General features: G+C 38.6%; 26 protein-coding genes and 4 tRNA genes. 18 read left to right on the top strand and 12 right to left on the bottom strand.

Features of this window, described 5'->3' with window-relative positions:
- Positions 1-141: 141 nt before the first annotated feature.
- The 4 genes from I215_RS16580 to I215_RS09805 all read left to right on the top strand — a co-directional run bounded on the left by I215_RS16580 (position 142) and on the right by I215_RS09805 (position 6,069).
- Positions 142-270, top strand: a complete 129-nt coding sequence (locus I215_RS16580) for a hypothetical protein (RefSeq protein WP_262486284.1) — start codon at positions 142-144, stop codon at positions 268-270.
- Positions 267-443, top strand: coding sequence for a DUF6660 family protein (locus I215_RS16655; protein WP_394330796.1), 177 nt, complete (start codon positions 267-269; stop codon positions 441-443). The genes I215_RS16580 and I215_RS16655 overlap by 4 nt, the downstream gene beginning before the upstream one ends.
- Before the next feature lie 72 nt (positions 444-515).
- Complete coding sequence (locus I215_RS09810) at positions 516-4,892, top strand: CusA/CzcA family heavy metal efflux RND transporter (RefSeq protein ID WP_008991805.1); 4,377 nt, start codon at positions 516-518, stop codon at positions 4,890-4,892.
- The gene (locus tag I215_RS09805; protein WP_040460220.1) at positions 4,885-6,069 is read left to right on the top strand and encodes an efflux RND transporter periplasmic adaptor subunit; all 1,185 of its coding nucleotides are present in this window, start codon (positions 4,885-4,887) and stop codon (positions 6,067-6,069) included. Before I215_RS09810 ends, I215_RS09805 begins: the two co-directional genes overlap by 8 nt.
- A 232-nt stretch (positions 6,070-6,301) precedes the next feature.
- On the opposite strand, the gene I215_RS16390 is transcribed toward I215_RS09805, so the two are convergent.
- The 12 genes from I215_RS16390 to I215_RS09745 all read right to left on the bottom strand — a co-directional run bounded on the left by I215_RS16390 (position 6,302) and on the right by I215_RS09745 (position 15,997).
- Positions 6,302-6,508, bottom strand: a complete 207-nt coding sequence (locus tag I215_RS16390) for a hypothetical protein (protein ID WP_008991803.1) — start codon at positions 6,506-6,508, stop codon at positions 6,302-6,304.
- Between the two features lie 115 nt (positions 6,509-6,623).
- The gene (locus tag I215_RS09795; RefSeq protein WP_008991802.1) at positions 6,624-7,244 is read right to left on the bottom strand and encodes a TetR family transcriptional regulator; all 621 of its coding nucleotides are present in this window, start codon (positions 7,242-7,244) and stop codon (positions 6,624-6,626) included.
- A 176-nt stretch (positions 7,245-7,420) separates the two neighbouring features.
- A complete protein-coding gene (trpA, locus tag I215_RS09790; RefSeq protein ID WP_008991801.1) occupies positions 7,421-8,185 on the bottom strand; it encodes a tryptophan synthase subunit alpha in 765 nt (254 codons plus the stop codon).
- A 31-nt stretch (positions 8,186-8,216) separates the two neighbouring features.
- Complete coding sequence (gene trpB / locus I215_RS09785) at positions 8,217-9,395, bottom strand: tryptophan synthase subunit beta (protein WP_008991800.1); 1,179 nt, start codon at positions 9,393-9,395, stop codon at positions 8,217-8,219.
- A 31-nt stretch (positions 9,396-9,426) separates the two neighbouring features.
- A complete protein-coding gene (locus tag I215_RS09780; RefSeq protein ID WP_008991799.1) occupies positions 9,427-10,086 on the bottom strand; it encodes a phosphoribosylanthranilate isomerase in 660 nt (219 codons plus the stop codon).
- Positions 10,083-10,865: an indole-3-glycerol phosphate synthase TrpC gene (gene trpC / locus I215_RS09775; protein ID WP_008991798.1), complete on the bottom strand. Its 783-nt coding sequence runs from the start codon at positions 10,863-10,865 to the stop codon at positions 10,083-10,085. The genes I215_RS09780 and trpC overlap by 4 nt, the downstream gene beginning before the upstream one ends.
- Before the next feature lie 25 nt (positions 10,866-10,890).
- Complete coding sequence (trpD, locus tag I215_RS09770; RefSeq protein WP_008991797.1) at positions 10,891-11,886, bottom strand: anthranilate phosphoribosyltransferase; 996 nt, start codon at positions 11,884-11,886, stop codon at positions 10,891-10,893.
- Positions 11,887-11,956: 70 nt separating this feature from the next.
- A complete protein-coding gene (locus tag I215_RS09765; RefSeq protein ID WP_008991796.1) occupies positions 11,957-12,523 on the bottom strand; it encodes an anthranilate synthase component II in 567 nt (188 codons plus the stop codon).
- A gap of 4 nt (positions 12,524-12,527) precedes the next feature.
- Complete coding sequence (locus I215_RS09760) at positions 12,528-13,928, bottom strand: anthranilate synthase component I family protein (RefSeq protein ID WP_008991795.1); 1,401 nt, start codon at positions 13,926-13,928, stop codon at positions 12,528-12,530.
- 321 nt (positions 13,929-14,249) lie between these two features.
- Positions 14,250-14,822, bottom strand: a complete 573-nt coding sequence (locus I215_RS09755; protein ID WP_008991794.1) for a YceI family protein — start codon at positions 14,820-14,822, stop codon at positions 14,250-14,252.
- 45 nt (positions 14,823-14,867) lie between these two features.
- Positions 14,868-15,500 carry an NAD(P)H-dependent oxidoreductase gene (locus I215_RS09750; protein ID WP_008991793.1) on the bottom strand — a complete coding sequence of 211 codons (633 nt, stop codon included), beginning with the start codon at positions 15,498-15,500 and terminating at the stop codon, positions 14,868-14,870.
- Between the two features lie 47 nt (positions 15,501-15,547).
- Positions 15,548-15,997 (bottom strand): MarR family winged helix-turn-helix transcriptional regulator, encoded by a 450-nt coding sequence (locus I215_RS09745; RefSeq protein ID WP_040460203.1) that lies wholly within the window; start codon positions 15,995-15,997, stop codon positions 15,548-15,550.
- 129 nt (positions 15,998-16,126) lie between these two features.
- Here I215_RS09745 and I215_RS09740 point away from each other — a divergent pair, with 129 nt between their 5' ends.
- The 14 genes from I215_RS09740 to tuf all read left to right on the top strand — a co-directional run bounded on the left by I215_RS09740 (position 16,127) and on the right by tuf (position 25,460).
- A complete protein-coding gene (locus I215_RS09740) occupies positions 16,127-16,675 on the top strand; it encodes a TlpA disulfide reductase family protein (RefSeq protein WP_008991791.1) in 549 nt (182 codons plus the stop codon).
- Positions 16,676-16,711: 36 nt separating this feature from the next.
- The gene (locus I215_RS09735) at positions 16,712-17,323 is read left to right on the top strand and encodes a thioredoxin family protein (RefSeq protein WP_008991790.1); all 612 of its coding nucleotides are present in this window, start codon (positions 16,712-16,714) and stop codon (positions 17,321-17,323) included.
- A gap of 76 nt (positions 17,324-17,399) precedes the next feature.
- Positions 17,400-17,714 (top strand): rhodanese-like domain-containing protein, encoded by a 315-nt coding sequence (locus tag I215_RS09730; protein ID WP_008991789.1) that lies wholly within the window; start codon positions 17,400-17,402, stop codon positions 17,712-17,714.
- A gap of 87 nt (positions 17,715-17,801) precedes the next feature.
- Positions 17,802-18,029: a hypothetical protein gene (locus tag I215_RS09725; RefSeq protein WP_008991788.1), complete on the top strand. Its 228-nt coding sequence runs from the start codon at positions 17,802-17,804 to the stop codon at positions 18,027-18,029.
- Positions 18,030-18,245: 216 nt separating this feature from the next.
- Positions 18,246-20,330 (top strand): amino acid carrier protein, encoded by a 2,085-nt coding sequence (locus I215_RS09720; protein WP_008991787.1) that lies wholly within the window; start codon positions 18,246-18,248, stop codon positions 20,328-20,330.
- A gap of 275 nt (positions 20,331-20,605) precedes the next feature.
- Entirely contained in the window at positions 20,606-21,745 is a 1,140-nt protein-coding gene (locus I215_RS09715; RefSeq protein ID WP_008991786.1) for an acyl-CoA dehydrogenase family protein, read from the top strand.
- Between the two features lie 138 nt (positions 21,746-21,883).
- The gene (gene rpsU / locus I215_RS09710) at positions 21,884-22,078 is read left to right on the top strand and encodes a 30S ribosomal protein S21 (RefSeq protein ID WP_008991785.1); all 195 of its coding nucleotides are present in this window, start codon (positions 21,884-21,886) and stop codon (positions 22,076-22,078) included.
- A gap of 106 nt (positions 22,079-22,184) precedes the next feature.
- Positions 22,185-23,075, top strand: a complete 891-nt coding sequence (locus tag I215_RS09705) for a tyrosine-type recombinase/integrase (RefSeq protein ID WP_008991784.1) — start codon at positions 22,185-22,187, stop codon at positions 23,073-23,075.
- Positions 23,076-23,179: 104 nt separating this feature from the next.
- On the top strand, positions 23,180-23,482 hold the full coding sequence (hpf, locus tag I215_RS09700) for a ribosome hibernation-promoting factor, HPF/YfiA family (protein WP_008991783.1): 303 nt from the start codon (positions 23,180-23,182) through the stop codon (positions 23,480-23,482).
- An 87-nt stretch (positions 23,483-23,569) separates the two neighbouring features.
- A tRNA-Thr gene (locus I215_RS09695) sits at positions 23,570-23,643 on the top strand.
- Positions 23,644-23,809: 166 nt separating this feature from the next.
- Positions 23,810-23,892, top strand: a tRNA-Tyr gene (locus I215_RS09690).
- Positions 23,893-23,940: 48 nt separating this feature from the next.
- Positions 23,941-24,013, top strand: a tRNA-Gly gene (locus I215_RS09685).
- Positions 24,014-24,144: 131 nt separating this feature from the next.
- A tRNA-Thr gene (locus I215_RS09680) sits at positions 24,145-24,216 on the top strand.
- Positions 24,217-24,272: 56 nt separating this feature from the next.
- Entirely contained in the window at positions 24,273-25,460 is a 1,188-nt protein-coding gene (gene tuf / locus I215_RS09675) for an elongation factor Tu (protein ID WP_008991782.1), read from the top strand.
- Positions 25,461-25,501 lie beyond the last annotated feature (41 nt).

Here is a 25,501-nt window from a genome sequence, read left to right as displayed (position 1 = left end):
CCCCCATATTTTGGATTCCCTTGGAAATACTGAATTAAGACACTCTATTTATATCTCCTTGTTTTTCAATGTGCATTCAATGGTAGAATTATTTCTTTTTTTTGCAATCTTATTGCAAGACTAAATCTCTATATTTGCTATGTGAAATTTTCAGCAACCATATTAGCTCTAGTTGTCTTAGTGCTCAGCGTAATGCCCTGTGAGGATCCTGAGGTTCTCACTGGAATAGCAGTAGAGCAAGTAACTGCCAATGTGCTGGCGATGGAATAGGTGACCTTTGTTCTCCATTTTGTGATTGTCATTGTTGTAGTATTCACTATATTGGTTTTGAATATGGAAATTATCATATCATAGATCCATACATCCCGCAAGGTAAATTTGTATTTATGGATTCTAAGGAACAGGAAGTTCTTCGACCCTTACATCAACCTCCCAGAGTTTAATTCAGTTATAGGACAGCTATGTCCTAAGTTATCATTTTAAAATTTTTATCACTGAATTAAATTTAATTTTACATGTTAGATAAGATCATTGATTTTTCGATCAATAATAAATTGATCGTGGGTCTGTGTACATTAGTGCTAATTGGTGTTGGAATATGGTCAATTACCAAAGTTCCAGTAGATGCACAACCTGATATTACCAATAACCAAGTACAAGTTATAACTCAAGCTTCCAACCTAAGTACCGTTGATATTGAGCAGTTTGTCAGTTATCCCATTGAAATTGCGATGAGCAACCTTCCTGGAGTAACGGAGATTCGTTCTGTTTCCAGATTTGGACTCTCTGTGGTGACCATCGTCTTTGAGGATGATATGGATACTTATTTGCCCAGGCAGTTGGTGTCTGAAAAACTCTTAGAGGTGGAACAGGATATTCCCAGCGGTTTCGGAGCTCCTTTCATAGGGCCGATTTCTACAGGTCTTGGGGAAATTTATCAATATACTTTGGAGGTGGATCCTGCCTTTAAAGACCAGTATACGCCTACTTCACTTCGCAGTATCCAAGACTGGATTGTAAAACGACAGATGGCCATGGTGCCTGGTGTAGTGGAAGTCAATGGGGCTGGAGGAAGTATCAAGCAATTTGAAGTTGCCGTGGATCCCAATGAATTACACGCCATGGGTATCACCATTACTGATATATTTACTGCACTTGAGGATAATAACCAAAATACTGGTGGTGCTTATATTGTTCGAAACCACCAAGCCAACTTTATCCGGGGTGAAGGACTTGCACGGAGCATTGAAGATATTCAAAGTATTGTTGTGAAAAACACCAATGGCATGCCACTCACCATTGGCGACGTGGCTAGGGTAGGAGTAGGCGAAGCAGTCCGCTATGGAGCTGTTACCAAGAATGGTACAGGAGAAGCGGTAGGAGGCATGATTATGATGCTTAAAGGCGCAAACTCTAAACAGGTTATAGAGGCCGTAAAACAACGTATGGATCTCATTCAAGAATCCTTACCGGAAGGGATTTCTATTGTTCCTTTTTTAGATCGTAGCGAGTTAATCTCAGATACTACAGGAACCCTTACGGAGAATCTGGCTCTAGGAGGATTAATAATCATTTTTGTATTGGTTATTTTTCTTGGAAACTGGCGTGGCGGTGTTATTGTTGCCTCCACAATTCCGCTTGCATTGCTCTTTGCCTTTGTGATGATGCACCTGTTTGGTGTTTGGGCAAACTTAATGAGTTTAGGAGCTATTGATTTTGGAATCATAATCGATGGTGCGGTAATCATTGTGGAAAGTATTGTCTTTGTCATCCATAAGCGGGTGGTTAAAGGCAAACAATTAACACCGGCTGAGAAAGATGATATCGCAGGTGCTTCTTCTAAGAAAATGATGAATGCTGCCTTTTTCGGACAGATGATTATTTTGATAGTCTTTCTTCCGATTCTCACCTTGGAGGGTGTGGAAGGTAAGATGTTCAGACCGATGGCACTTACTTTTATTTTTGCAATGCTCGGGGCCATGATTTTGTGTTTAACCTATGTTCCTGCAGTTTCGTCATTATTCCTAAAAGCCAATACTTCCACAAAGAAGAGTTGGGGAGATCGGGCAGTAAATTGGTTAGAAAGCAAATATGAAAAGCTGTTGACTTCGGTATTAAAATCAGCTAAGATTGTGGTAGGCCTAAGTGTGGCTTTGTTTGTTATTTGCGTATTTATGTTCACCAAAATGGGAGGTGAATTTATACCCCAATTGGATGAGGGTGATATTGCCTTTCATATTATACTGAAACCGGGAAGTTCTCTTGATCAGGGTATTGCCACCTCTACTAAGATTGAAAAACTCCTGCTGGATACGTATCCGGAAATCATTCAGGTAATTAGCCGCTTTGGGGTATCGGATATTCCAACGGACCCCATGCCTATGGATATGGGGGATAGCTTTATTATTTTAAAAGAGAAGAGTGAGTGGACCTCCGCAGAGACTAAAGTAGAGCTCATTGAAAAGATAAAAGAAACCCTTAGCGTTATGCCGGGGGTGAGTTATGAATTCTCACAACCCATTGAAATGCGTTTCAATGAATTAATTTCAGGCGTACGTGAGGACATTGCTGTAAAGCTCTACGGGGAGGATTTGGATGTTTTGGCAACCAAGGCAGAGGAAATGGGAAAGTTGATTTCAACCATTGATGGTGTTTCAGATCTAAAGGTTGAAGCCACTACGGGACTCCCGCAGATTACGGTAAATTACAAAAGAAATAAAATAGCCCAATACGGTCTAAACATAAGAGATCTTAATACACTGGTGAGCTCTGCTTTTGCGGGCGGCCATGCGGGTGTGATTTTTGAAGGAGAAAGGCGCATTGATTTGGTGGTGCGTTTGGCCGATACCTATCGTTCGAATATTGATCACCTTAAAAATCTTTATGTCCCCTTGGATTCCGGTGCTCAAATTCCCTTGAGCGAAGTGGCAGATATTACTTATAAAACAGGTCCAATGCAGATTAGTCGTGATAACACCAATCGAAGGACTTATGTGGGGATCAATATTAGAAACCGTGATGTGAAATCTGTAGTGGATGATATCAAAGAAAAGTTGGATGCTCAATTTGAATTGCCGGCGGGATATTATATTCGGTACGGTGGTGCCTTTGAAAACTTTGAACGCGCCATTGCTAAACTGGAAATTGTAGTTCCCATTGCGCTGTTGCTTATTTTTGTGATGATTTATTTCGCACTGAATTCGTTTAAACAAACCAGTATGATCTATGTGGCTATTCCATTGGCGGCCATAGGGGGTGTGTTATCCCTTTGGATAAGAGGGATGCCATTTAGTATCTCTGCTGGGGTAGGATTTATAGTACTCTTTGGAGTGGCTGTGTTAAATGGACTGGTGTTAATTAGCGGTTTAAATGAATTGAAAAGTGAGGGGGTAACCGATCTCAACCAACGGATCCGATTGGGGGCACGAAGACGAATTCGTCCGATTTTATTAACTGCCCTTACAGATGTGTTGGGCTTTTTACCAATGGCAGTTTCAGTTTCCTCAGGGGCAGAGGTGCAGCGTCCTTTGGCTACAGTAGTTATTGGAGGGATGATTACATCTACCTTCTTAACACTATTTGTGCTACCCATACTTTATAAATGGACAGAAGAGCGCTCGATGAAAGTAAAATTAAGAGCAAAGCCTAAAGCGGCCTTTTTAGTGGCGGGCTTGTGTTTAAGCGTTTCAGTTGCAGCCCAAGAGCCGGGAAATCTTTCTTCCAGTGAGACTTGGAATCAAAACATGGCAATCGATCAAAGGCAAGCCGTTGAATTGGCCCTTAAAAACTTCCCACTGCTCAAGAATAAAAAATTAGAGATTAAACAAAAAGAAGCCTTAAAGAAAACCGCTTGGGATCTAGGGACAACCAATGTCTTTACCGGGGGTGAAGAAATCAATGACGGCACAGGGGTTTATACCATTATAGGTTTGCAGCAACAGGACATTGATGTTTTTGGAATTGCATCAAAACTTCAACTGCGAAACGAACAAATTTCTTTGGCAGAAAAGGCTTATGAGTTATCTAGCCTTGAGGTTGCGAAAGAGGTTAAAATGGCATGGGCCGCGGCCTACGTGGCTAAACAACAATTGTTAGCTTATAAACGGCTTGATTCGGTGTACAACGAGTTTGAGCGTGCAGTTTCTTTACGATATGAAGTCGAGGCAATTTCGCGATTGCAATGGTTGTCTGCCAAAAATCAGGCTTCCCAAATACAATTGAAACGACAACAGAGCCAAGGAAATTATAACATCGCTTTAGAACGCTTGAACCTGTGGATGGGAAGCGGTGTGGTTTATCAGGTTAGTGCCACTATGGATACAGGTTTTTCTCCACTAAGGTCTATTAGTGGAGACTCCCTGAAACATCCCGCTAAAGAATTGTACATGCAAGAAGTCCAAGTAGCACAAGCCCAATATAAAAGTATTCGGTCTGAGTTTCTGCCTAAGTTAAGTATTGGTGGCGGAAAGCAGGAGGTTAATGACAATGGTGGTTTTTATAGTTTTCAAGCTGGACTTTCCATACCCTTGCTCTCTGGTAAATCCTACGGCCAGGCGAAGGCGGCACGAATCGAAACTGAAATTGTGGCACAATCAGCAGCCTATCAAACTGCTGCATTGCAATCGAATTATCGCGCTGCACTTCAAGAGTATCTGAAGTGGGAGGAGTCTTGGAGGTTTTATGAAAATCAGGCGCTGCCTTTAGCGCAAGAACAACAAAAAGCTGCCATTATTGCCTTTAATGAAGGCGCTATTCAATACGTGCAGTTCATACAAATGCTGGACAAGGTAGTCGAACTGGAACTCGAGGCTCTGCATGCTCTTGAAAATTATCTTGAGGCTCGAGCAACTCTTGAATTTTTTGCTAATGATAAAACATCTAAAAATGAATAAATTATATATAAAGACACAACAAGTAATGGTGCTTTTCACCGTCTTGATACTGGTAAGTTGCGGTGATAACGCTAAAGCCACTGACCAAAACTCTCAAGGGCAAACTCCATCTGAAACGCTCCAAGAAGCCATGTTAAGTGCTCAGCAATTTAACGCTCTGGGTATGGAAATTGATAGTTTGCAAAAAAGAAACCTTCAGGGTTTTATAACAGCCAATGGTCGTTTAGAGGTTCCGCCTCAAAATGAGGCGGTAGTTACCTCCGTCTTTGGGGCCAATGTATCTAAGATCCTTGTCATAGAGGGAGAAGAAATAAAAGCTGGGCAAATTTTGGCCTATATCTCACATCCAAACTTGATTCAAAAACAAACGGATTATTTGAATGCCTATCACCAGTATAACCTACAGAAAAAGGAATTTGCACGTCAGAAAAAGTTGTATCAGGCCGGGGTCGGATCCGGTGAAACCTTTCAAAGGGCTGAATCGGCACTGAATCATTCGCAAAGCACCATGTTGGGGTTGGAATCACAACTCCGCTTGCTTCACTTAACTCCACAAAGTATTCAACAAGGAGAAATAGCACAGCGTATTCCTGTGGTTTCTCCAATTAGCGGAGCAGTTCACAAGGTTAATGTAAAGACCGCTCAATTTGTAGAGGCTCAAAATCCTATGTTCGAGATTGTAAATGTGGATCATGTGCATGCGGATTTATTGGTCTACGAGAAAGATGCATCTAAAGTGATGCAGGGGCAACAGGTGCGGTTTACTGTGGAATCTTCTCCCGGAGAGGAACTAGAGGCAAAAATTATTTCCGTTGGTAAAACTTTTGAAAGTGATCCAAAGGCCATCCATGTGCATGCAGAAATAGATCAAAAGCCACAAGGATTAATCCCTGGAATGTACCTTCAAGGAAGAATTATCATAGATAGCACTATGGCAATAGCTTTGCCTGAGACTGCTATAGCAAAACAGGGTGATACCTTCGTTGTTTTTACCGCTGAGCGTGAAGGGGAGGCCTGGTCCTTTAAACCTGTTGAGATTGTCCCAGGTATTACAACTGGATCCTGGACCAAGTTGGAATTTCTAAACCCTGTAGAGCCCAACACCAAATTTGCTTATAATAACGCCTATTACCTTATGGCTGAAATGAACAAAGGGGAAGCTGAACATCATCATTAATGATCAGGCTTTGTAATTGATATTAGAATTGCTGTTTCGTTTTTCAAAGGCGAGACAGCAATTTCTATTTAATGTGCCGCTGACGGGTTTACTTTATTTTTGCCTTTTTTGATCAAAAGCACGAAGGGAACACATATTAAAAACAGTACACCTAGATAAAAGAAAACGTCCATATAGGATAAAACCGTACTCTGTAAACTTATCGATCCTTCTAGGAGTTGATAAGCTTTGTTTAGCGATTCATTGGGACTAAACCCTTTGGATATAAATAGTTGTGGTATGTGGCGATACGCTGCTGAACTTCAAAATCTATTTTTAGCTCTGTTTTGGCTTTGGCTAGTTTTAAATATTGTCCGCTTAGTTCTAGATCGGGATAACGATTGCTTTTGGTCGATTTTAATTCATAGCCCGCAGTGCTGACTTTGGTGTCTGCGATCATTGATTTTTCGCTATTGCTCAGGGCAAGTTATATGGCTTGTTCTAAGCGCAATGGTCTTTGTTGTCCAAACATGGAGTATATACCAAGGATGGTAGTTAACATAACCAAGGTGCTTTTAATCTTCATAGGTCAGTTTGGCTTTTATTGTTCTAATTATATGTTTTGTTAAGGTGCCATGAACAAAATCATCAATACTGATATTAGGATCTAATTGATAAATATCTTCATAGGATTTTTTGTTGTACAGGAGATTAAAATAGGTGCCCAAGACCGTTGGCAGTAGTAGTTGAATGGTAACATTTTTTGAAAACACCCCGGCTTGTTGTCCATCTTTAATGAAGCATTCTATGATGGTATAGTTTTTCTTTTTGTTATTCAGATAGGCATCAAATTCGATTTGCTGTCTGGTTTTGGAATACTCAAAGTGAATGATCTTATACACCCTTCTGTTCTTGTGAACCCTTCTTATAATTAGGGTAATGATCTGTTCTAGTTTCACGAAGTGATCCTGTGAGGTGCTCAGGATGTCCTCTAATTCCTGAGTGAAGTCAGCAGTTTTGAAGTTTAATAATTGCTTTAGTAGTTTTTCTTTTAAGCCAAAATAATAAGAAATCATGGCGATGTTGATATCGGCCTGTTTTGCGATTGATCGAATCGAAGTACCGTCATAACCGTTTTCGGCAAATAACCTTTCTGCCACTTCAAATATCTGCACTTGTTTCTGATTATAATCCATTGCACAGAATTTTAAAAAATAAGCACAAAATTAAACGTTTGTTTAACTCAAAAAATTATTAAAAAGTTACCATAAGGTTGTAGTTGATCCTGTTATGGTATTGGCTTAGGTTTCTATAATTAAAAAATCCGACAGCCTTAACCATCGGATTCTATTGTCTTAACTTCTATTTTGTTTTACGAAAGGATACTTTTTACAAAAGGATCAATTCCTGATATACCTTTTTCGGTTACCACTTTGATAAAGGCAGACCCTATAATAGCTCCTTTTGTGTACTCGGTAGCACTTTCAAAGGTTTCTTTATTACTGATTCCAAAACCTACAATTTGTGGCGCCTTTAAATTCATGGCTTCTACCTTTTTGAAGTAATCGGTCTGCGCATCACCAAACGTGTTTTTAGCTCCTGTTACACTGGCCGAACTGACCATATATATAAATCCTTTTGATACGGAGTCTATCAGTTCAATACGCTCCTTGGAGGTTTGTGGGGTTATCAGAAAAATGTTAATCAGGTTGTATTTCTCAAATACCTCTTGATATTCTTGGTGGTATACATCAACTGGCAAATCAGGTATAATCAAACCGTCTATGCCAATTTCTTGACATTTTTGACAAAATTTCTCCACCCCGTATTGTAGTATGGGATTGAAATATCCCATGATAATTAGCGGTATTTCAACGGTTTTTCGAATGTTTTTTAACTGTTCGAAGAGTTTTTCAGAAGACATACCGTTTTTTAAGGCCTTGGTAGAACTTGCCTGAATGGTAGGGCCATCTGCTAAAGGATCGGAAAAAGGGAGCCCTATCTCTAGCATATCCACACCACTTTTTTCAAGTTGCTCAATAATGGGCACAGTATTTTCAAGATCCGGATACCCAGCGGTAAAGTATATTGAGAGGAGCTTATTTGATGCTTCTAGTTTTCTATTGATTCTATTCATTGTAATGCGTTTTTAAAATTTTAGGATATAATTAAAGATCGAAATAACGGATATAGGTGTCTAGATCTTTATCTCCTCGCCCCGATAAGCTGATCACAACAATGTCGTCTTCTTTAAATGTGGTATGTTCAAAAATCGCTAGGGCATGCGAGCTTTCTATGGCTGGAATAATTCCTTCTGTTTTACAAAGCTCAAGTCCAGCTTTCATTGCTTGCTCATCCGTAGCTGAGTAAAAAGTTCCTCTTTTAGAGCGGTACAAATGTGCATGCATAGGGCCAACTCCTGGATAATCTAACCCTGCAGAAATCGAATACGGCTCTGTAATCTGTCCATCTTGGGTTTGCATCAGTAGAGTTTTACATCCGTGAATGATTCCTTCTTTTCCAAGCTGTGAGGTTGCAGCACTTTCTCCTGACTGAATTCCTTTCCCTGCGGCTTCAACGGCTATTATGTTTACCTTTTCATTATCGAGAAAATGATAATATGTTCCAGCGGCATTACTACCCCCTCCAATACAAGCAACTACATAGTCAGGATAGTCCCTACCTTCTTTTTCTTGAAGCTGCCATTTTATTTCTTCAGAAATAACACTTTGAAATCTGGTTACCATATCAGGATAGGGGTGTGGGCCAATGGCAGATCCGATTATGTAATGAGTATCCACTGGATTGTTAATCCAATCACGGATGGCTTCATTGGTCGCATCTTTAAGGGTTCTACTTCCTGAAAGTGCTGGACGTACCTCAGCACCGAGCATTTTCATTCGGGCTACATTGGGTGCTTGACGCTGGATATCTATCTCACCCATATAAACCACACATTGTATATCTGCTAAGGCGCATACAGTGGCCGTTGCCACGCCGTGTTGACCTGCGCCAGTTTCTGCGATGATACGAGTTTTACCCAATCGTTTGGCTAGAAGGATTTGCCCTATAGTATTGTTTATTTTATGTGCTCCAGTATGGTTGAGGTCTTCTCTTTTTAAATATACTTTGGTGCCGTGTTTTTTGGAAAGTCCTTTAGCGAAATACAAAGGTGAGGGTCTACCCACATAATCTTTGAGCAATTGGTTGAACTGTTTTATAAAGGATTCCTCTCCCATTATCTTAAGGTATTCCTGGCGAAGCTTTTCTACATTGGGGTAGAGCATCTCAGGGATATAAGCTCCCCCAAATTCTCCATAATATCCTTGCTTATTGACGTGATACATATTTTTTTATTTTTTTAATAGTGACTTCCATTTATCGAGGATAAATCTCATCTAATTTAGATTTAAACTCTTTGACTAATGTGCTATTTTTTAATCCTGCCTCTTGCTCAAATTGGCTGTTGATATCGATGGCATGAACAGGTAAATTGGGATCTATTTTTTCTATAGCCTCAAGCTGGGCTATTCCAATGCCTCCACTTAGGAAAAAAGGTTTTTTCGAAGGGTAAGCTTTTAAAAGTTCCCAATTAAAGGTAAACCCATTACCTCCGGCATACACGCCTTTGGTATCAAATAAGAAGTAATCAACAAGAGGTTCGTAGGTATTTAAGGTTGAAAAATCAAAGTGATCTTTAACAGAGAACACTTTAATTATAAATGGTAGATTACTTAAAGCTCCACTTTGTACACTCTGCTGTAATTTCAATTTTAACTCCTTAATATACTCTGCTGGTTCACTTCCATGCAACTGAATTCCGTTTAAATTAAATTGGCTTACTTTATCAGTGACCTCTTCTGTGGTAGCGTTGACAAAAACTCCTATCTTTTTTATAGATTCAGAAACTTCGGGCAATGGACCCGTGAAATTTCTCGGAGATTTTTCATAAAAAATAAACCCGAGGTAATCTGGTTGTAGACTTCCTACTTTTAGAATGTTATCTGGGTATTTCATACCACACACCTTTAACTTCATTGTAGCTGGGATATAAATGATTTAGCACTTGCTCCTGGATGATCTGTTTTCATAAAGTTCTCTCCAATTAAAAATCCTTTAAATCCGAAGGGCTGTAACTCCTTTATAGCTTCAGTACTGCTGATACCACTTTCTGATACTTTTACAAAATCATCTGGAATTAGCTCAGCTAAAGATTTGCTGGTCTGTAAACTAACATCAAATGTCTTTAGATTCCTGTTGTTAACCCCTAATAGATCAATGCTTGGCATGATCGATTTTTGAAGTTCCTCATTGTTGTGAACCTCCAATAATACTTCTAGTCCAATGGATTTAGCAGTTTCACTCAGCGATTTGATTTGCTGTTTATCCAGTATAGCTGCAATTAGTAAGATCACATCAGCTCCATAAGCTTTTGCTTCAATAATTTGATAGGGATCAAATATAAATTCTTTTCGAAGTAAAGGAATATCTACCGCAGCTCTTGCAAGGAGCAAATCATCCAATGATCCTCCGAAATACTTTCCATCAGTTAGTACAGACATCCCACAAACTCCTGCCTCCTTATAACCTGTTGCTACTTGCTCTACATTTAGGTCATGATTGATAATGGACTTTGAAGGAGAACGTCTTTTGTGCTCAGCAATGATGCCTGTGTTGCTATTTTTTAGTTTGGAACTAAGGGAAGGAGATTCCCTTTTAAATAAAACACTCTGCTCTAACTGAGATATTGGTATGAGTGATTGTTTTAAGGCAACTTCCTTTTTCTTATCAGCAAATATTTTTTCTAATATATTCATCAAAAATGGTTTACTTTAATTCTTTTTAGTTTAGGCTCAAGTCTCTAATGTTTTTAAATGCTGCTAAGGCCTTTTTTTCAATTAAAGATTCTTTGGCGAGTTGGAAACCTTCTAAGGGGGTAAGCCCTTTCACCGTAGCTATTGCGACGGCCGCATTGGCACAGACGACATTGTTTTGGGCTTCACTTCCCTGGCCTTCTAGGACTTGGGTGAATATTTTGGCTGCAGATTCCACGCTATCTCCACCATATATAGCAGACTGAGTGTGTCTTTGGACTCCAAAATCATCAGCTGACAACATTTGTTCAGTGTGATTTCTGATCACTTTCGCTCTCGAGGTTAACGATATTTCATCATAACCATCCAGGGCATGTACGATGGCGTAATTCTTATCGGTGTTTTGATAGAGGTATGCATACATACGTGCTAGTTCTAAATTGTACACTCCTACCATTTGATTTTTTGGAAAAGCTGGGTTTACCATCGGACCTAGGGTGTTGAAAAATGTTTTTACAGCTAGTTCCTTTCTAATAGGTGCTACATTTTTCATCGCCGGGTGGAATAGGGGAGCATGCAGAAAACAGATACCAGCCTTGTCAATGGATCGCTTTAAAAAATCAGGATCACTTGAGAACTGTATTCCTAAATGCTGCATCACATTACTGGATCCACATTTTGAAGAAACTCCGTAGTTTCCGTGCTTGGTTACATGAACTCCTGCCCCAGCGGTGACAAAAGACGCGAGCGTAGAGATATTAAAGGTGTCTTTTCCGTCTCCACCGGTACCGCATAGATCGATGGTGTTGTATCCATCAAGATTTACTGGGATACATAGCTCTAATAAAGCATCTCGGAAACCTTCTAGTTCTTCAATGGTAATGCTACGCATCATATATACCGTTAAGAAGGCGGCTATCTGACTGGGATTATAAGAACCATTGGAAATGTTTACCAGCACATTTTTAGCCTCTCCCTTGGATATGGTTTCATGGTTAATTAATCTATTTAATAGTGCTTTCATGGCTTTTGCTGTATTATGATATTGTTTAATTTGCTTTAACTACTTTTTGTCAGTTGGTTAGTAAGTCGTATTACGAAGCCTTCAGCCAATTCTCTAGGATTTGTTTCCCCTGAGGCGTGAGCACTGATTCTGGATGATATTGCACCCCACATACATCATACTCCACATGCCTTAATGACATTACCTGTCCATTGTCATCATAAGAAGTTGGTATTAATACCTCTGGAAGCTTAGGATCCACCACCCAGCTATGGTAGCGACCTACTTTTATTTGTTTTGGTAGGTCTTTATAAATTGGATCTTCTGCAACAATTGAAATGGTTGTCGCAACCCCGTGATATACCTCTGGGATATTGATTAATTTCCCTCCAAAAACCTCACCAATGGCCTGCTGTCCAAGACAAACCCCCAGAATACTTTTAGTTGGAGCGTAGGTTCTAATGATGTCTTTTAAAAGACCCGCTTCATCAGGGATTCCTGGGCCTGGGGATAGTACTATTTTATCGAACTGCTCCACCTGGTCTAGGGTGAGTTGGTCATTTCTGTTAACTGTAACCTCTTGGCCTAGATCCTCTAGATAATGTACTAGATTATAGGTGAAACTATCGTAATTGTCTATGACTAAAATTCTTTTCATTTCTTTAGATATCTTCTGCCATTTGCATGGCCTTGTTTAATGCTCCTAATTTGTTAAAGGTTTCTTGTAGTTCGCTTTCAGGATTGGATCCAGATACTATTCCTGCACCTGCTCTGTAATACAGGTTGTGGTTTTTACTTAAAAAGGTCCGAATCATAATGGCGTGATTGAAGTTGCCGTGAAAGTCTAAAAACCCGATAGCTCCTCCGTAGTAGTCGCGATTACTACTCTCATAATTATCGATTAATTGCATGGCCATATGTTTGGGTGCTCCACTTAATGTACCGGCGGGGAAGGTGTCAGCAACTACTCGCATGGTTGTGGTTTGTTTTTTCTTGATCGCTGTAACTTTTGATACAAGATGAATCACATGTGAAAAGAATTGGACTTCTCTGTAAGTTTCTACTTTTACGGAATTTCCGTTTCTGCTCAAATCGTTTCTTGCCAGATCGACTAGCATCACATGTTCGCTGTTTTCTTTATCATCCTCGGAGAGTTCTTTTGCCAGTTGGGCATCTTTTTCATCATTTCCAGTACGTTTAAAAGTACCAGCAATAGGATGTATTTCAGCTTTATCATCCTTGATGATTAATTGAGCCTCTGGGGAACTTCCGAATATCTTAAAGTCTCCATAATCAAAGTAAAATAAATAAGGTGATGGATTGATAGAACGCAAGGCTCGATAGACATTAAACTCATCCCCTTTAAACTTCTGCTCAAAACGACGACTGAGCACTAATTGAAATACATCTCCACGATGGCAATGTTCTTTGGCTCTTTCCACTAATGCTCTATAATCTTCGTCTTTGAGTTTAGAACTCGGCTCTCCTACTTTTTCAAAATTATAGGAAGAGAAGTTTTTTGCTTGTAGAAGTTGGTTGATTTCTTCTATGTTGGATTCACTCTGATAACAATGGCAAAAGATATAGGCCTGATTGTTAAAGTGATTAATAGCGATGATGTTTTGGTAAACTGCATAGTAGATATCTGGAATATCTAATGAGTCTTCTTTTTTACTAATAGTAATATCCTCGAAATACCGTACCGCATCGTAAGCGATATAACCGAAGAGTCCATTGTTTATAAACTTAAAGCTATTAGAATCTGTTTCAAATCGCTGAGCAAACTCCGTAATTCGTTTTGGAACATTGGTCTGTTGGTCGATAGAATCCTCAGTTGTGGTTCCATCAGGGTATTGTTCTACGATGGTTTTATTTTCAACTTTGATAGAGGCGATAGGGTTGAAGCAAATATAGGAAAAGCTGTTGTTGTTGGCGTGGTAATCACTACTTTCCAATAAAATACTATTGGGGTATCGATCCCGGATTTTTAGATAGACACTAACCGGTGTTATCGTATCGGATAGAATCTGTTTAAAGTGTGTTTTTAATGGATATGTTTTCATTTGAAATATGGTAATTTATTTTATTTAAAGCAAAAAAAAAGGCTTGTCGTGATTGACAAGCCTTTCGTATTATTTTTCAAAATACACTAATAGGATGCTAGCTCACGACATTTGACGTAAGTTGTACCACCACCATGTATTTTTTCTTATTGTTCTCATTGATGCCTCAAATATATAAAACTAAATTAAGTTGGCAAACAAAAAAATGAATTTACAACGAAATCGAATTTAAACGTGACATTCAATTATATAACAATACAGGAAGCCCGAAGACTGCCTGTATCAACACTTAATTATATAATAGTAAACATCGGTATTTTTTTAGAATACTAAATCTACATTTAAGTCAAATTCGTCATAGATTGTTTTGTCTCCAAGATTATCAAAGAAACTACCTGAACCATATCGAATGTTATACTTGGATCTGTCAATTTTTAAGTTTGCAGTAGCTTTGCTTCCATAAACAGAGATTTCAAAATCGACAGGATGTGTTTTACCTTTGATGGTTAAATCACCTGTGGCCTCGTATGAATTCTTACCGCTTGAGGTAACTTTTGAAATTTTTAAAGTTGCGGTTGGATGGTTTTCAACGCCAAAGAAATCGTCTGATTTTAAGTGTCCATCCAATTGGTCTTTGTACTCACCTGAGAGGTCAGTAGTGTTGATTGAGTTCATGTCTACGACAAACTCTCCACCAGTTAATACATCCCCTTGAAATTCTAATGAACCACTCTTTAGAGCGATTGTCCCGTAATGGGAACCTGTTACTTTGTAACCTTTCCAATTTACTTGGCTTTCTTTTACATTTACTTCTTTGGTTACTGCGTTAACAAATGCACTTGCACCTATTGCAACTGCTAGAACTACTACGGAGTTTAAAATTCGGTTTTTCATCTTTAATTTTTCTTTTTGTTAAAATTTAATAATTTGATTTTTGTGTTATATAGTGATGAAGAGTTCCTCTTCAGGTTTTCTAACTTTTTGGTAGTGTTGGGTAGGATCCTGAGTTGATCGGTATCCCAGTGGAGCAATAACACTTGGTGTTAGGTTTAGCTCTTTTAAATTTAATACCTCCGAGACTTTATCAGCATCAAATCCTTCCATAGGACAACTATCGATCTTTAAATCTGCAGCTGCGGAAAGAAGGTTTCCAAGAGCGATATAGGTTTGCTTGGCCGCCCATATCTCACGGGCATCTTCTGATAAACCTCCAACCACGCTGTTCATTAAATTCGAAAAACCTTCTAACTGTTCGATTTCCATTCCTCTTGTTCTGCTGATGTTCTCAATATAAGAGGCTACGTGTTTTTCGCTTAAGTCAGCAACATTAGCAAAAACCACCACATGAGAGGAGTCTACTAGTTGTTGCTGTCCATTAGCTGCAACCTTTAATTGCTCTTTAATTTTTGGATCTGATATAATCAAGACCTTATAAGGTTGTAATCCATAGGAGGAAGCGGACAGTTGAATTGCTTCTTTTAATGACGCGATATCCGCTTCTGATATTTTTTTAGTGGCATCAAATTGCTTAGTGGCATATCGCCATTTTAAGTTTTTATTATATGTGTTCATCGGATGTTGTTTAATCGTTGTATATACAACTGTTGTTTAAATTTTTTTTAACTTCTTATTTTATCTAATAACTCATTGAGGGTTTCTGTCTCCTGAGTACTTAGGTTCTCTATTACTGAATCATTTAAGGCTTTCATAGGTGCATCTAATTGTTTTAGGATATCAAGCCCTTTTTGGGTGATAACAATATCTACTTTACGTCTATTGTTCTCACAGATGCTTCGTTGTACCATGTCTTTAGCGATCAACTTATCTACAAGTCGAGTAGTATTACTCATCTTACAGATCATACGCTCTTGTACGCAGCTCAAACTTGCAGGGACACCTTTTTGTCCTCTTAGAATTCGCAATACATTAAATTGTTCTGACGACAAATCAAAAGGTTTAAGTACCTCGGAGGTTTTATCCTGAACTATATTCGATGTGTGTAACAAATTAAGGACAGTCTTTAACTCGAGAGAAATAACTTTTGATTTTATAATATCTTCTATTTTCATTGTATCAACAACTATTGTATGTACAAATGTACTGTAGTTTTTAAAATGATTTGATAAAAAAATGTTAAAAGTAGTATTGCGCATTCCACACTTGTTAAATTTAGTCCCGAAATATGCAATATTACTACTATGAGAAGTATTGGTTTTTTGATGGTTTTTGTGACCATGGTTTCTTGTAAACCTGGGGAACAAAGTATAAGCAATTCCTTTGTTGATTACGAGATGGCAAAACCACATCAGCTATTATCTACCTCGTATTCGGATATTCCAGTGTATAGTTTTGATGAGTTTGAAAAGCTTCTCAAGGTTCATTCCCAAAAGACTTATGTGGTGAACTTTTGGGCAACTTGGTGTAAGCCGTGTGTGAAGGAAATCCCTGAATTTGAAAAACTGCAAAATACTTATGGAGATCAACAAGTGGAGGTAGTACTTGTAAGTTTAGATTTTCCAAATAAAGTTGAGAGCCAATTATTGCCCTTTGTTGAAAATCTGAATCTTAAAAGCCAGGTAATCTTGCTTGATGACCCCAATCAAAATCGCTGGATACCCAAAATTGATAAGGATTGGTCTGGAGCTATTCCAGCAACCTTAATTTTTAATGCAGATAGGCGTGAGTTTTATGAAAAATCATTTACCTTTATGAGTCTTGAGGCTGAGCTTCAGGACTTTTTGAACTAATTTTAAATTTTGTTAACTAATTAACCTAATCAAAGTATGAATACTATTAGAATGCTTTTAGTGCTTATGGCCGTCTCGGGTTTATTTGCCTTTAGTCCCCCAGACCATAGAGCTGAAGGGTATTCGATTGGCGATATAGCAGCGGATTTTTCCTTAAAGAATGTAAATGGTGATATGATTTCACTCTCTGACTTTGGTAATGCCAAGGGGTTTTTGGTGATTTTTACATGTAATAGTTGTCCTTATGCCAATGCTTACGAGCAAAGGATTATTGACTTGGATAGAAAATACAAATCTTCTGGAGTGCCTGTAATTGCTATAAATCCCAACAACCCTAAGTTTAGACCTGAGGATAGTTTTGAAAATATGCAAAGACGTGCCCAGGAGAAGTCCTATACCTTTCCTTATCTAATGGATCAGAAGCAGGAGGTCTTTCCTCTATATGGCGCAAAACGAACCCCGCACTGTTTTTTGTTGGAGAAAACCAATTCTGGTAACATTGTGCGATATATAGGTGCTATCGATGATAACTACCAGGACGCAGGAGAAGTGGAAGTTAATTATGTGGAAGATGCTATTGAGGCTATGCTCGAAGGCCGTAAAATTGAGATAGAAATAACCAAGGCTATTGGTTGTTCTATTAAATAATTTTCCACCGAAATTATATAACTTTGCAGGGTGGGAGGTGAGCTTCTATTTTTTAATTTAAAATACAATACATATTATGGTCGAGTTGACACAAGAAGAGTGGTTAGAACAACTTCAAAATGATGACAATGCAGTAATTCTGGATGTACGCACAGACGAAGAGTTAGAAGAGGGGTATATTCCAAATGCTATCCACATCGATATTTATAAAGGTCAAGGTTTTATAGATGAGGTTGAAAAACTAGATAAGTCTAAAAACTATTTTGTGTACTGTCGCTCTGGAAAACGCAGTGCTCAGGCTTGTCTTTTGATGAACCAGCACGGTTTTGATAACACCAATAACTTAATTGGTGGTTTTATGGAGTGGGAGGGTGAGACTACAGAGGGCTAATTTATTTAAAAAAATAAGGATAATTGGGGGTGGTTTTACCGCCCTTTTTGTCTTTAGTGCTGTCGAAGAATTTAGTACCTTTGTGTTGTGATTTCACTTCAAAAAATACGATATTACTTTGAGAAGAATGGTTATGCTGTCTCTTCTCGCGTAGCGGAACGCCTTGGCATGAAAACCAAGAATGTTCGGTTATTCTTCATCTATGCTTCCTTTGCAACACTGGGAATTTGGTTTGTAGTGTATTTAAATTTAGCTTTCTGGCTTAAAATTAAGGATTTGGTGTATACCAAGAGATCTTCTGTATTTGATTTGTAAAATAATGAATTTAAATATCTTTAGTTATTGTGATTCACTAATTTGTGTTTAGCCGATTGATGACTGATAACGAATTAAAATTGCTACTTTTAATCGGTCAACTATTGAATAAAAACTAGATTTAACGGGGTAAATTTGAATAAGAATCATTTTTTTATGATATTGTTCCGTGTTTAAAGCTAATTTAAAAATAACTTAACAAAAACTTAATCTTATATGAGAAAAGAATTTCTCTCGGTTTTATGTGTGCTAGGTTCCCTGTTTTTAACTGCGCAGGAGCTTAGTATAAAAGAAACCTTAATAAATCCATCAAGTCAAATTAACGATGGTCAAATTGAAGTTGAGGTCTCTGGAGGTAATCCACCTTATATCTACAAATGGAGCAACCAATCAACTCCCCTAAAATCAGCTAAAAGTACAGGACTGACCGAAGGTGTTGAGTACACCCTAAGTGTTACTGACTCACACGGTAAATCGGTCACAGAAACATATGAGATTAAAGCAGAGTCTATAACAGAAATTTTCAACGGATTCATGACGCCAGCAGTATCGGCTCTTGGATCCGTTTTATTTTGGGATCCTTTTGCAGCCACTGGTATTTACAATCCAATAACTTATGCGGATGTAAAATTGATCCCTATCCCTGGATGGAGCGCGGGTATCGACGAAAAGTTTATTCTTGATCAGTGGCTTGTAGCGGAAGGTGACCATGTTGATAAAGGTCAAGATATTGCCATAGTATCAAAATCCACTGGAGAAACTATCACTGTCACTGCACTGGCAGCTGGTACACTAAAGTACCGGGTTGAAGAAGGTGGTGTGATTTATAATTCAGAAAACACCCAGCATGTTGTAGAGGAGGGAGCGCACAATCTTGCTGAAATTAAGTACGATGAGCCAATTCCGCTTTTGCATCCAAATGGTGATTTTCAAACCACCAGTATTCCATTTATCGTTATCTGGTTAATCTGTGGAGCATTGTTCTTTACATTGAGAATGGGCTTTATCAATTTCAGAGGGTTTAAGCATGCGCTTGATTTAGCAAAAGGTAAATATGACGATCCTTCAGCACCTGGACAGGTAACCCATTTCCAAGCTTTGGCTACTGCTGTATCGGGTACTGTTGGTCTTGGGAATATCGCTGGTGTAGCTGTTGCAGTCTCCATTGGAGGTTCGGGGTCTACGCTTTGGATTATTGTAGCGGGTCTTTTAGGGATGTCATCTAAGTTTGTCGAATGTACTCTTGGGGTAAAGTATAGAAATATCCTTCCTGATGGTCGTGTATTCGGTGGACCGATGAATTACCTAAGATATGGTTTGGAGAAAAAGAACCTTAAAGGCCTTGGAAAGGTATTAGCCGTTTTGTTTGCAATTTTAACTGTAGGAGCTTCCTTTGGTGGTGGAAACATGTTTCAGGCAAACCAGGCTTTTGAAACCCTAGAAGGTCAAATGGCCTTTATGGAGGGGCATGGATTTTGGTTTGGAATTGTAACAGCTATATTAGTTGGAGCGGTCATCATTGGAGGAATTAGTAGTATTGCAAAAGTTACTGAAAAGATTGTTCCAATTATGGCAGGTTTATATGTGTTAGGAGCTCTAGTGGTTATTGGAGTGAATATTGAAAACTTAGGAGCTGCTTTTTCCGCAATTATCGATGGTGCCTTTAATCCAACTGCTTTAAAAGGTGGAGTAATAGGGGTGTTGATAGTAGGTTTTCAAAGAGCGGCCTTTTCTAATGAGGCTGGGGTAGGATCAGCAGCAATTGCGCACAGTGCAGCTAAAACAAATCACCCTCCTTCTGAAGGATTTGTGTCTTTGTTAGAGCCATTTATTGATACAGTAGTGGTTTGTACCTTAACAGCTTTAGTGCTGATCTTTACTGGAATGCATGAAGTTGAAGGGATCGGAGGAGCGCAATTGACCTCTGATGCTTTTGGAACAGTAATTAGCTGGTTCCCATATGTACTTGCAATGGCCGTGTTCTTATTTGCATTCTCCACCATGATCTCTTGGTCGTATTACGGAATGAGAGCTTGGACGTTTCTTTTTGGAAAAAGCAAAAAAACAGAAATTGTCTATAAACTTCTTTTTATGTTTATGGTGGTAGTTGGAGCATCAGTGAGTTTAGGAGCCGTCCTAACTTTCTCCGATATGATGATTTTATCAATGTCATTCCCTAATATTATAGGGCTCTATATTATGAGTAAGGAAGTTAAGATTGATCTTAAGGAGTATACAAGAAAGCTTAAAGCTGGTGAATTGTTTAAGAATCCAGATCCTGTAAAAGTGAAAGCAAAATAATATATCGTAGCGCTTAGGCGTTGTAGATCATCCCTCTTATGTGCTGGAATCGGTGCATAAGAGGGATGATTTTTTTGTTTTAATCTGTTTTTGGTTTACTTGGAGTTGCGTCATTTGATAAGTTTGTAACTTATTATAGGAGTTTAGTTGGTTGATGAAGAATTGGATATTTGGAAAAAATGCGGGTTTTTCTAAGGAAAGAATTAAGAGAATTCAACTATATTTGACCTCCGATTAAAAATCGTTTATTTATGGAACTAGGTATTGAGGAAAAGATGAATTTTGATTATACGGAAACGCAGAAATTGATTGCTGAATCCGCACGTGATTTTGCGAAGCAATTCATAGAGCCGTATGTTATGGAATGGGATGAGAAACAAATCTTTCCAGTGGATGTTTTAAAGAAAGCTGGTGAATTTGGTTTTATGGGAATATTGGTGCCAGAAGAATATGGTGGATCTGGCTTAGGATATCACGAGTATATTGCGGTATTAAATGAAATCTCTATGGTTGATCCATCGATAGGTTTATCTATTGCAGCGCATAATTCTTTATGTACAAATCATATTTTGACCTTTGGAAACGATGAGCAGAAGGCTAAGTGGATTCCTAAATTGGCCAGCGCAGAGTGGATTGGTGCTTGGGGGCTTACCGAACACAATACTGGATCTGATGCAGGTGGTATGAGTACAACGGCCGTTAAAGAGGGGGATCATTGGATAATTAATGGGGCTAAGAACTTTATCACACATGGTAAAAGTGGAGATATAGCGGTAGTTATTGTGCGTACTGGTGAAAAAGGAGATTCTAGAGGTATTACAGCTTTTGTTGTTGAGAAAGGAACTCCTGGGTTTTCCAGTGGGAAAAAAGAAGATAAGCTAGGGATGCGTGCAAGTGAAACTGCTGAAATGGTATTTACCGATTGTCGTATTCCAGATACCAATAGATTAGGGCCAGTGGGAGAAGGGTTTATTCAATCAATGAAGATACTTGACGGTGGACGAATTTCCATTGGTGCACTTTCCTTAGGTGTGGCAAATGGAGCGTATAAGGCGGCATTGAAATATTCTAAGGAGCGCGTACAGTTCGGTAAACCGATTTCTGAATTTCAAGGTATTTCGTTTAAACTAGCGGATATGGCAACTGATATTCAGGCCTCTGAACTTTTGTTACACAAAGCAGCTTTTGAAAAAAATGCAGGAAGACCGATGACTAAAATTGGTGCAATGTGTAAAATGTTTGCCTCCGAGGCATGCGTGCGTATTGCAAATGAAGCGGTACAGATCCATGGAGGTTATGGGTATATTAAAGATTTTCCGGTAGAGAAGTTTTACAGGGATTCCAAACTGTGTACTATAGGAGAGGGGACCACTGAGATACAAAAGGTGGTAATTTCTAGACATATTTTAAAATAGTGAATTTTCTACTTAAGGCGTAGTATCTTGTGGATAGGGCCTTGAGCAATAGTTGGTTGGCGTGTTTTAATTTTTTTGTTTTTTATTGTAAAAATGTATTATATTTGCCGACCGAAAAAGAAAGGAGGTGATACAACGATGTTAATTATACCGATTAAAGAAGGAGAGAATATCGATAGAGCGCTTAAGCGTTATAAGCGTAAGTTCGACAAAACTGGTAGAATGAGACAGCTACGTAACCGTCAGCAGTTCGATAAGCCTTCTGTAGGCAACAGAGCTAAGCGTCAGAAAGCTCAATACATACAGCATTTGAGAGATCAAGAAGAGATTTAATTTATTATAAGATCTTAAATAGATACATCCCAGCTTTATTATAAGGCTGGGATTTTTTTATTTAGTCTGCTGCTAGTTTCTGCTAAAGTTCTAGTAACTTTGAGTTATGGAGTTTCAAAAGTTTTTAGACTATCTACAAATCGAAAGGAATTATTCTCAGCATACCACTGCGGCCTATAGAAGAGATTTAATGAGCTTTAGGGACTTTTGTGTCACTAGCTATGGCGGATTCGATTTTAAAGAGGTGAATTACCCTATGGTTCGCTCGTGGATTGTCACCTTGGTGGAAATCGGTAATAGTAATCGCACCATTAATCGCAAAGCATCTTCTCTTAAAGCCTACTTCAAGTACTTGCTTAAAACCAAACAACTCGAAATTAATCCGCTGGATAAACATCGTGCGCTTAAAACAGAGACAAAAGTAGAGATCCCTTTTTCTAAACAGGAGATTAGAGCAGTGTTAGATAGTTTTGAATTTGACAACTCTTTTGAAGGGGTGCGTGATAAAACCATTATTGAACTGTTTTATGCCACTGGTATGCGTAGGGCAGAGTTAATTAATTTAACGGTTAATGATGTAGATTTTGCTAATAAAACTATAAAAGTTTTAGGCAAACGAAATAAAGAACGAATCTTACCAATCCTCCCTGTGATAGAGCGCTTATTGGGCGAGTATCTCCAGCTTAGAGGACAAATAGAAGGGTCATCGTCCACAGATTGTTTATTTATTCTTAAAAACGGTCATAAAATCCATGAATCGTTTGTGTATCGAACAATTAATGGCTACTTTAGTAAGGCGTCAACCAAGCAAAAAAAGAGTCCGCATATTCTGAGACATAGTTTTGCAACGCACCTTCTTAACGAAGGGGCTGATTTAAATGCTGTCAAGGAATTATTAGGGCATTCGTCTTTAGCGTCGACCCAGGTGTATACTCATAATAGTATTGCGGTGTTAAAGAAACAGTACGGGCAGGCGCACCCTAGAGGAAAAAAATAAAATGCTACGCCTATGTAAACAAGCTACTCAGGATCATTGCGATCGTCAAATGTAATTTCATCCTGTCTTGGGATGTACGTTTAACCCTTTTAAATATAGATGATATGGAAGTGAACACCCAATCTGTCAACTTCAACGTGGAAAAGGAGTTGTTGAATTTTATTCAAAAGAAAATGGATAAATTGGATAATTTTTACGATCGAGTAATATATTCCGATGTGTTTTTAAAAGTCCAAAACACCAGTGATAAAGAGAATAAGATCGTGGAATTAAGAGTGCATGTGCCTGGAGATGAGTTTTTAGTGAAGAAGAAGTGTAAAACCTTTGAGGAGGCTGTTGATTCTGCAGCTGATTCTCTAGAGAGAATTTTGAAAAAGAGGAAGCAAAAACTTAGAGCGTATATCTAATTAAAATTTTTTACAATTTGTTTTGTATAAAGAATTATTTATATACATTTGCAGTCCGTTAGAAATAGCGGACTTTTTTAATGAAACGCCGATGTAGCTCAGCTGGCTAGAGCAGCTGATTTGTAATCAGCAGGTCGTGGGTTCGAGTCCCTCTATCGGCTCTAAAAAAAGTTAAGTTTTTTGATGTATTGTTTGAGTTTTTATGTGTGTAATAATTCATAAAAAAAATGAGAAAAAATTGTGGTGGATTAAAAATTATTCACTAGTTTTGCGCTCGGTTTTTGAAGGAAGGATTTTTACAAATTAACTATCATAAAACTTACTATTGGGGAGATACTCAAGCGGCCAACGAGGACAGACTGTAAATCTGTTGGTTTTTACCTTCGCAGGTTCGAATCCTGCTCTCCCCACAACGTTTTAAAATATGCTTTTTAGGTGAGATTTAAAACGGTATTAATGCGGGAGTAGCTCAGTTGGTAGAGCGTCAGCCTTCCAAGCTGAATGTCGCGAGTTCGACCCTCGTCTCCCGCTCTAGAATAACCTGGGTATTCCTTGGGTTTTGAGAAAAAAGAGTTGAGGATTGTCTTTTGAAAATAGGTATGTTCTCTTCTCTTGTTCTGGTACTTTAAAGTGTGGTTTTTTATGCTTTAAGGTGTTTACAAGCCGGTGTAGCTCAGGGGTAGAGCGCTTCCTTGGTAAGGAAGAGGTCACGAGTTCAATTCTCGTCATTGGCTCTTGTTTCGTTTAAATTTGAACACTAATATATAACTAAGATTAAAATTATTAAATCATGGCAAAGGAAACTTTCGATCGTTCCAAACCCCACTTAAATATAGGTACTATTGGACACGTAGATCACGGTAAAACTACTTTAACTGCTGCTATCACTAAAGTGTTGGCTGATGCTGGTTTTTCTGATGCGAGATCATTCGATTCTATCGATAACGCTCCTGAAGAAAAAGAAAGAGGTATCACTATTAATACTTCTCACGTAGAGTATCAAACTGCTAATCGTCACTACGCTCACGTTGACTGTCCTGGTCACGCGGATTACGTAAAAAACATGGTTACAGGTGCTGCTCAAATGGACGGTGCTATTCTAGTGGTTGCTGCTACTGATGGTCCAATGCCACAAACTCGTGAGCACATCCTTCTAGGTCGCCAGGTAGGTATTCCAAGAATCGTTGTATTCTTGAACAAAGTTGACATGGTAGATGATGAAGAGCTTTTAGAGCTTGTTGAAATGGAAGTTAGAGAACTTTTAAGTTTCTATGAGTATGACGGTGATAATGGTCCTGTTGTAGCTGGTTCTGCACTTGGTGCTTTGAACGGTGAGCAAAAATGGGTTGACAGTGTACTTTCTTTAATGGAGTCTGTTGATGCATGGATTGAATTACCAGAAAGAGATGTTGATAAAGATTTCTTAATGCCTATCGAAGATGTATTTACTATTACTGGTCGTGGAACTGTTGCAACAGGTCGTATCGAATCAGGTGTAGCTAAAACTGGAGAGGGTGTTGATATTATCGGTATGGGAGCTGAGAAATTAACTTCTACTATTACAGGAGTTGAGATGTTCCGTAAAATACTAGATAGAGGAGAAGCTGGTGATAACGTTGGTATCTTGTTAAGAGGTATTGAGAAAACTGATATCAAAAGAGGTATGGTTATCTGTAAGCCAGGTTCTGTTAAACCACACGCTAAATTCAAAGCTGAGGTTTACGTTCTTAAAAAAGAAGAAGGTGGACGTCACACTCCATTCCACAACAACTACCGTCCTCAGTTCTATGTACGTACAACTGACGTAACAGGTACTATTACTTTACCTGATGGAGTTGAAATGGTTATGCCTGGTGATAACTTAACTATCAATGTTGAGTTGCTTCAACCTATCGCGTTGAACAAAGGACTTCGTTTTGCTATCCGTGAAGGTGGTAGAACAGTAGGTGCTGGTCAGGTAACTGAAATTTTAGACTAAGGTCAATAAATATAAGTTTAAGGTGTCCTTCTTTTGTTTAA

The sequence above is a fragment of the Galbibacter marinus genome (assembly GCF_000300875.1).
Taxonomy (GTDB): domain Bacteria; phylum Bacteroidota; class Bacteroidia; order Flavobacteriales; family Flavobacteriaceae; genus Galbibacter; species Galbibacter marinus.
Note: the sequence above shows the minus strand (reverse complement) of the source record. Positions and strands in the feature narration are given on the sequence as shown.

Bases quoted from the DNA above. Each gene is read 5' to 3' on its own strand.
- I215_RS09810 (WP_008991805.1), top strand. From the start codon at position 516: ATGTTAGATAAGATCATTGATTTTTCGATCAATAATAAATTGATCGTG.
- I215_RS09805 (WP_040460220.1), top strand. From the start codon at position 4,885: ATGAATAAATTATATATAAAGACACAACAAGTAATGGTGCTTTTCACC.
- I215_RS16390 (WP_008991803.1), bottom strand. From the start codon at position 6,508: ATGATCGCAGACACCAAAGTCAGCACTGCGGGCTATGAATTAAAATCG.
- I215_RS09795 (WP_008991802.1), bottom strand. From the start codon at position 7,244: ATGGATTATAATCAGAAACAAGTGCAGATATTTGAAGTGGCAGAAAGG.
- trpA (WP_008991801.1), bottom strand. From the start codon at position 8,185: ATGAATAGAATCAATAGAAAACTAGAAGCATCAAATAAGCTCCTCTCA.
- trpB (WP_008991800.1), bottom strand. From the start codon at position 9,395: ATGTATCACGTCAATAAGCAAGGATATTATGGAGAATTTGGGGGAGCT.
- I215_RS09780 (WP_008991799.1), bottom strand. From the start codon at position 10,086: ATGAAGTTAAAGGTGTGTGGTATGAAATACCCAGATAACATTCTAAAA.
- trpC (WP_008991798.1), bottom strand. From the start codon at position 10,865: ATGAATATATTAGAAAAAATATTTGCTGATAAGAAAAAGGAAGTTGCC.
- trpD (WP_008991797.1), bottom strand. From the start codon at position 11,886: ATGAAAGCACTATTAAATAGATTAATTAACCATGAAACCATATCCAAG.
- I215_RS09765 (WP_008991796.1), bottom strand. From the start codon at position 12,523: ATGAAAAGAATTTTAGTCATAGACAATTACGATAGTTTCACCTATAAT.
- I215_RS09760 (WP_008991795.1), bottom strand. From the start codon at position 13,928: ATGAAAACATATCCATTAAAAACACACTTTAAACAGATTCTATCCGAT.
- I215_RS09755 (WP_008991794.1), bottom strand. From the start codon at position 14,822: ATGAAAAACCGAATTTTAAACTCCGTAGTAGTTCTAGCAGTTGCAATA.
- I215_RS09750 (WP_008991793.1), bottom strand. From the start codon at position 15,500: ATGAACACATATAATAAAAACTTAAAATGGCGATATGCCACTAAGCAA.
- I215_RS09745 (WP_040460203.1), bottom strand. From the start codon at position 15,997: ATGAAAATAGAAGATATTATAAAATCAAAAGTTATTTCTCTCGAGTTA.
- I215_RS09740 (WP_008991791.1), top strand. From the start codon at position 16,127: ATGAGAAGTATTGGTTTTTTGATGGTTTTTGTGACCATGGTTTCTTGT.
- I215_RS09735 (WP_008991790.1), top strand. From the start codon at position 16,712: ATGAATACTATTAGAATGCTTTTAGTGCTTATGGCCGTCTCGGGTTTA.
- I215_RS09730 (WP_008991789.1), top strand. From the start codon at position 17,400: ATGGTCGAGTTGACACAAGAAGAGTGGTTAGAACAACTTCAAAATGAT.
- I215_RS09720 (WP_008991787.1), top strand. From the start codon at position 18,246: ATGAGAAAAGAATTTCTCTCGGTTTTATGTGTGCTAGGTTCCCTGTTT.
- I215_RS09715 (WP_008991786.1), top strand. From the start codon at position 20,606: ATGAATTTTGATTATACGGAAACGCAGAAATTGATTGCTGAATCCGCA.
- rpsU (WP_008991785.1), top strand. From the start codon at position 21,884: ATGTTAATTATACCGATTAAAGAAGGAGAGAATATCGATAGAGCGCTT.
- I215_RS09705 (WP_008991784.1), top strand. From the start codon at position 22,185: ATGGAGTTTCAAAAGTTTTTAGACTATCTACAAATCGAAAGGAATTAT.
- hpf (WP_008991783.1), top strand. From the start codon at position 23,180: ATGGAAGTGAACACCCAATCTGTCAACTTCAACGTGGAAAAGGAGTTG.
- tuf (WP_008991782.1), top strand. From the start codon at position 24,273: ATGGCAAAGGAAACTTTCGATCGTTCCAAACCCCACTTAAATATAGGT.